The 3,510-nt window shown below is 71.8% G+C and carries 4 protein-coding genes; 1 reads left to right on the plus strand and 3 read right to left on the minus strand.

What is annotated here, in order from left to right; genetic code table 11:
- Window positions 1–1,622: DEAD/DEAH box helicase (locus AB0M46_RS51165; protein WP_363349017.1), on the minus strand; the 1,622-nt coding region annotated here is incomplete at its 3' end.
- A 248-nt stretch (window positions 1,623–1,870) separates the two neighbouring features.
- Between AB0M46_RS51165 and AB0M46_RS51170 the strand changes: the two genes are divergently transcribed.
- The gene (locus AB0M46_RS51170; protein WP_363349019.1) at window positions 1,871–2,602 is read left to right on the plus strand and encodes a ferritin-like fold-containing protein; all 732 of its coding nucleotides are present in this window, start codon (window positions 1,871–1,873) and stop codon (window positions 2,600–2,602) included.
- Window positions 2,603–2,774: 172 nt separating this feature from the next.
- Here the strand turns inward: AB0M46_RS51170 and AB0M46_RS51175 are convergent, their stop codons facing one another.
- Complete coding sequence (locus AB0M46_RS51175) at window positions 2,775–3,008, minus strand: DUF3107 domain-containing protein (protein WP_363349020.1); 234 nt, start codon at window positions 3,006–3,008, stop codon at window positions 2,775–2,777.
- A 53-nt stretch (window positions 3,009–3,061) separates the two neighbouring features.
- Window positions 3,062–3,510 (minus strand): TetR/AcrR family transcriptional regulator (locus AB0M46_RS51180; protein WP_363349022.1); only part of this gene is annotated, 449 nt, incomplete at its 5' end.

Below are 3,510 nucleotides of genomic sequence, written 5' to 3' on the forward strand. Positions count from 1 at the left end.
CCCTCCTCGCCGCCCACGACAACGGGCGAACCGGCCGCCTCCGGGTCCGTTGGGCCCACGGCGGCGGTGGAGCGGCTAGGGCGGCGCGGCGCGGCGACGGCCGCCTCCTCGCCGGGGCCCGCGGACGGCTCGGTCAGCGTGAGCTCGGCCTGCGTGGCGGACGACTCGGCGTGCTCGGCCGCGTCGACCTCGCCCCGGCGCCGGCGCCGGCGTTGACGCCGCGGCTCGCTCGACTCGGCGGTGTCCGGCGCGGACGACGACGGCGCCGACGATCGGCCCCGGGAGCGCGAACGGCCCCGCCCACGCGGCTTGCCCTCGACGTCCTCGAGCTTCTCGGCGGACAGCCCGGCCCGCTTGCGGTCGGCCGTCGGCAGGGAGCCCGTGGTGCCCTCGGGGATGCCGATGTCGGTCAGCAGGTGCGCCGACGTGTGATACGTCTCCGGGGGCTCCGGCAGGTCCATGCCCAGGCTCTTGTCGATGATCCGCCAGCGGGGCATGTCCTCCCAGTCCACGAACGTCACCGCGACGCCGGTGGCGCCGGCCCGGCCGGTGCGGCCGATGCGGTGGGTGTACGTGTCCGGGTCCTCCGGGCAGTCGTAGTTGATGACGTGCGTGACGCCGGAGACGTCGAGGCCGCGGGCGGCGACGTCGGTGGCGACGAGCACGTCGATCTTGCCGGCCCGGAAGGCGCGCAGGGCCCGCTCACGGGCGCCCTGGCCCAGGTCGCCGTGGACGGCGGCGGCCGCGAACCCGCGGAAGTCGAGGTCCTCGGCGACGCGGTCGGCGGCCCGCTTGGTACGGCAGAAGATCATGGTGAGGCCGCGGTCGGTCGCCTGCAGGACCCGGGCCACGATCTCGATCTTGTTGAGTGGGTGGGTGCGGTACACGAACTGCTTCGTCAGCGGCGACGGGCCCGTGTTGGCGTCGTGGTGCGCGTGGATCGTCATCGGCTGGCGCAGGAACCGCCGGGCCAGCGTCACGATCGGGTCGGGCATCGTCGCCGAGAAGAGCATCGTCTGGCGCTCCTCGGGCAGCAGCGTGAGGATGCGCTCGACGTCGTCGAGGAACCCGAGGTCGAGCATCCGGTCGGCCTCGTCGAGGACCAGCGCCCGCACCGCGTGCAGCCGCAGGTGCTTGCCCTTGGCCAGGTCGAGCAGGCGGCCGGGGGTGCCGACCACGATCTCGACGCCGTTGCGCAGCGCCTCGACCTGCGGCTCGTAGGCGACCCCGCCGTACAGCGGCAGGACCCGCACGCCGCGGGTCTTGCCGGCGGCGGCAATGTCGCGGGCCACCTGCAGGCCCAGCTCGCGGGTCGGCACCACGACGAGCGCCTGGGGCAGCCCGTCGGCGCCCTCGCCCGGCGCGGTGACGCGGTCGAGCAGCGGCACGCCGAAGCCGAGGGTCTTGCCGGTGCCGGTCGGCGCCTGGCCGATCAGGTCGGTGCCGCGCAGCGCGATCGGCACGGCGTATTCCTGGATCGCGAAGGCGCGGGTGATGCCGACCGCCTCGAGCGCGGCCACGGTCTCGGGCCGGGCGCCGAGGTCGGCGAACGAGGGACTGTCGCCGCGTACGGGAGCGCGGGAGGCCACCGTCTCGGCGGCCTCAATGTTGTCGATTGTCATGTTTTGTTCGGGGTGTCTCTCTCGCGGGAGCGCCCCTGAAGTGCCGGGTGCGCTCAATCGGTATGCGGCGCGGGCCACACGCGATCCGTTGACGGTTCAGGGTCCGACTGATCGGCGTCCGACTTGATCGGCTTCCGTCCGGTCGGCTCCGACCGCAACGGTCGCGGGCTACAAGCGCCGGTTTGCCAGGGCTAGGGTCCGCCCGGGGCTATTTGGGCCATTGTACCGACACGCGGGCGGATCCGCGCATGACATCGCGCCACACCGCGCACCACCCGCTGGGTGATCCGGCGCGGTACTGTGCCGACGTGTCCGATGTCACCCCGAGCGACCAGATCGGCGCCGAGCCGCCCCAGGAGGCGGTCGTCGACCTGCTGGGCATGCTCGCGTACAGCGAGCTGGTCGCCTTCGACCGTATGGCCGCCGACGCCCGACTGGCCCCTGACCTGCGCCGCCGCGCCGTGCTCAGCGAGATGGCGGCCCGCGAGATCACCAACTACCGCCGCCTGGCCGACCGCCTGCACGAGCTCGGCGCCGACCCCGAGGCCGCCATGCGGCCCTACGTGCGGGCCGTGTCGGACTACCACGAGCAGACCGAGCCCAAGGACTGGCTGGAGGGCCTGACCAAGGCCTACGTCGGCGACGGCATCGCCGACGACTTCACCCGCGAGGTCGCCGCGGTCCTGGTCGCCCCGGACCGCGACCTCATCCTCGACGTCCTGCACGACTCGGTGCACGCCGACTTCGCCGCCGACGAGCTGCGGGCCGCCATCGCCCTCGACCCGAAGGTGGCCAACCGCCTGTCGATGTGGGCCCGCCGCCTGGTCGGCGAGGGCATTTCCCAGGCCCTGCGGGTGGCCGGCGAGCGTCCGTCCCTGGCCGCCCTGCTCGCCATCCACGGCACCGACTTCCAGGCCCTGCTCAGGCGCCTGACCTCGGCCCACACGGCACGCATGGTCGCCGTGGGCCTGAACAACTAGCGGGCGTTTGTCCCGAAATGTCGGGGCCGACACCACAACATTTCAGACTTATACCCCGTCAGGGCATAAATCCGATAAGTCGTGGCGCGCCAGCGCCCGACTTATCGGAAAAACCGGTACCTAGAGCGTGAAAAAGGGCCCCCACCGGGGGCCCCTTCGGTTGCGCAAGACCTCAGCGAGCCGAGGAGAACCCGACCGGCCGCGGCGAGGACTCGGCGATCTCCACGTAGGCCAGCTTGCCCACCGGCACGATCACCCGGCGGCCCTTCTCGTCGACCAGGGACAGAACACCTTTATCGCCACCGTTGATCGCGTCGGTGACCGCAGACTCGACCTCGGCCGACGACTGGTTGCTCTCCAGCACCAGCTCCCGAGGCGCGTACTGCACGCCGATCTTGACCTCCACGTCATCCTCCTAAATCGGGCGCACACACCCAGTGTGTCTGAAGATTAACGCGATCAGGCGTGTTCGCCGTGCAGGGGGAAGCTCGCGATCCCTCGCCACGACAGCGTGGTCAGCAGGCTCTCCGCCTCAGCCTTCTCCACCTGCCGGCCGCCGGCCAGCCAGAACCGGGCCGCGATCTCGGCCGCCCCGACCAGGCCGGAGGCGAGCAGCTCGGCGCGGGCGCGGCTGACGCCGGTGTCGGCCATGATCGTGTCGGTGATGGCCGCGATGCAGCCGGTCTCGACGCGGTCCACGCGCTCGCGCACGGCCGGGTCGTTGCGCAGGTCGGACTCGAAGACCAGCCGGAACGCTTCGCTCTCGTGGTCGATGAAGTCGAAGTAGGCCTGGATGGCGCCGCGCACCCGATCCTTGTTGTCGGTCGTCGCCTCCATCGCCGAGCGCACCCGCGACACCATGGCGTCACAGTGCGTGTCGAGCAGGGCGAGGTACAGCTCGAGCTTGC

This window comes from Dactylosporangium sp. NPDC051485 (genome assembly GCF_040682015.1).
In the GTDB taxonomy this organism is placed as follows: Bacteria; Actinomycetota; Actinomycetes; order Mycobacteriales; family Micromonosporaceae; genus Dactylosporangium.